Origin of the sequence: Micromonospora sp. NBC_01392 (genome assembly GCF_045040125.1) — a bacterium.
GTDB lineage: Bacteria > Actinomycetota > Actinomycetes > Mycobacteriales > Micromonosporaceae > Micromonospora.
Map to the genome: position 1 here is coordinate 1 of NZ_CP109549.1, position 2500 is coordinate 2500.

The window sequence follows — 2500 nt, forward strand, 5'->3', positions numbered from 1 at the left end:
GTTCAGGGCCACCCTTCGGGGTGGCCCTGAACTGGAAGATTGTCCGGCGGTGTCCTACTCTCCCACACCCTCCCGAGTGCAGTACCATCGGCGCTGGAGGGCTTAGCTTCCGGGTTCGGAATGTAACCGGGCGTTTCCCCTCCGCCATGACCGCCGTAACTCTATGAACATATCAACCAACAACCCACACAGGGTTCGGTGTTTGTTCAGAGTTGCACAGTGGACGCGTAGCAGCTTAGTAGTCAAGTCCTCGGCCTATTAGTACCGGTCAACTGAACCCGTTACCGGGCTTACATTTCCGGCCTATCAACCCAGTCGTCTAGCTGGGGGCCTTACCCCACAAAGTGGGTGGGATACCTCATCTTGAAGCGAGCTTCCCGCTTAGATGCTTTCAGCGGTTATCCCTTCCGAACGTAGCTAACCAGCCGTGCCCCTGGCGGGACAACTGGCACACCAGAGGTTCGTCCGTCCCGGTCCTCTCGTACTAGGGACAGCCCTTCTCAAGTATCCTACGCGCACGGCGGATAGGGACCGAACTGTCTCACGACGTTCTAAACCCAGCTCGCGTACCGCTTTAATGGGCGAACAGCCCAACCCTTGGGACCTGCTACAGCCCCAGGATGCGACGAGCCGACATCGAGGTGCCAAACCATCCCGTCGATATGGACTCTTGGGGAAGATCAGCCTGTTATCCCCGGGGTACCTTTTATCCGTTGAGCGACACCGCTTCCACATGCCAGTGCCGGATCACTAGTCCCGACTTTCGTCCCTGCTCGACCTGTCAGTCTCACAGTCAAGCTCCCTTGTGCACTTGCACTCAACACCTGATTGCCAACCAGGCTGAGGGAACCTTTGGGCGCCTCCGTTACCCTTTAGGAGGCAACCGCCCCAGTTAAACTACCCACCAGACACTGTCCCTGAACCGGATAACGGTCCGAAGTTAGATACCCAAATCAACCAGAGTGGTATTTCAAGATTGCCTCCACCCATACTGGCGTATGGACTTCACCGGCTCCCACCTATCCTACACAAGCTAATTCAGATACCAATGTCAAGCTATAGTAAAGGTCCCGGGGTCTTTCCGTCCTGCCGCGCGTAACGAGCATCTTTACTCGTAATGCAATTTCGCCGGGCCTGTGGTTGAGACAGTGGGGAAGTCGTTACGCCATTCGTGCAGGTCGGAACTTACCCGACAAGGAATTTCGCTACCTTAGGATGGTTATAGTTACCACCGCCGTTTACTGGCGCTTAAGTTCTCCGCTTCGCCCCGAAGAGCTAACAGGTCCCCTTAACGTTCCAGCACCGGGCAGGCGTCAGTCCATATACATCGAATTACTTCTTCGCATGGACCTGTGTTTTTAGTAAACAGTCGCTTCCCCCTGCTCTCTGCGGCCATACAACGCTCCACCCGCGCGGGGCTTCACGTCTCCGGCCCCCCTTCTCCCTAAGTTACGGGGGCAATTTGCCGAGTTCCTTAACCACAGTTCGCCCGATCGCCTCGGTATTCTCTACCTGACCACCTGTGTCGGTTTGGGGTACGGGCCGCTAAGAACTCGCTAGAGGCTTTTCTCGGCAGCATAGGATCACTGACTTCACCTGAATCGGCTCGGCATCACGTCTCAGCCTATATGCGCCACGGATTTGCCTATGACACGGCCTACACGCTTACCCCGGCACAACCACCGGCCGGGCTCAGCTACCTTCCTGCGTCACCCCATCGCTTGACTACTACCCGCCAGGTTCCCACGCTCCCCAAACTCGGTCCGAAGACCTCCTCCGGTTCGGGTGGTTAGCACAACGAGGTTCATCAGGGACGCTCTTTCGCGGGTACGGGAATATCAACCCGTTGTCCATCGACTACGCCTCTCGGCCTCGCCTTAGGTCCCGACTCACCCAGGGCGGATTAGCCTGGCCCTGGAACCCTTGGTCATCCGGCGGAAGGGTTTCTCACCCTTCTTTCGCTACTCATGCCTGCATTCTCACTCGTGCCGCGTCCACGACTGGGTCACCCCGTCGCTTCACCCCCGGCACGACGCTCCCCTACCCATCCACACACCTGCACGGCACATCAAGGCGCCGCGAAGTTGAAATGTGAATGCCACAGCTTCGGCGGTGTGCTTGAGCCCCGCTACATTGTCGGCGCGGAACCACTTGACCAGTGAGCTATTACGCACTCTTTAAAGGGTGGCTGCTTCTAAGCCAACCTCCTGGTTGTCTATGCGACCCCACATCCTTTTCCACTTAGCACACGCTTAGGGGCCTTAGCTGGTGATCTGGGCTGTTTCCCTCTCGACTACGAAGCTTATCCCCCGCAGTCTCACTGCCGCGCTCTCACTTACCGGCATTCGGAGTTTGGCTGATTTCGGTAAGCTTGTGGGCCCCCTAGACCATCCAGTGCTCTACCTCCGGCAAGAAACACGCGACGCTGCACCTAAATGCATTTCGGGGAGAACCAGCTATCACGGAGTTTGATTGGCCTTTCACCCCTAACCACAGGTCA

The 2500-nt window shown here is 57.1% G+C and carries 2 rRNA genes (1 of these 2 cut by a window edge); both read right to left on the reverse strand.

Annotated elements, in window-relative coordinates:
• Positions 1-41: 41 nt before the first annotated feature.
• A 5S ribosomal RNA gene (gene rrf, locus OG767_RS00005) occupies positions 42-158 on the reverse strand.
• 80 nt (positions 159-238) lie between these two features.
• Positions 239-2500: ribosomal RNA gene (locus OG767_RS00010) — 23S ribosomal RNA — on the reverse strand; it runs 847 nt beyond the window's last position.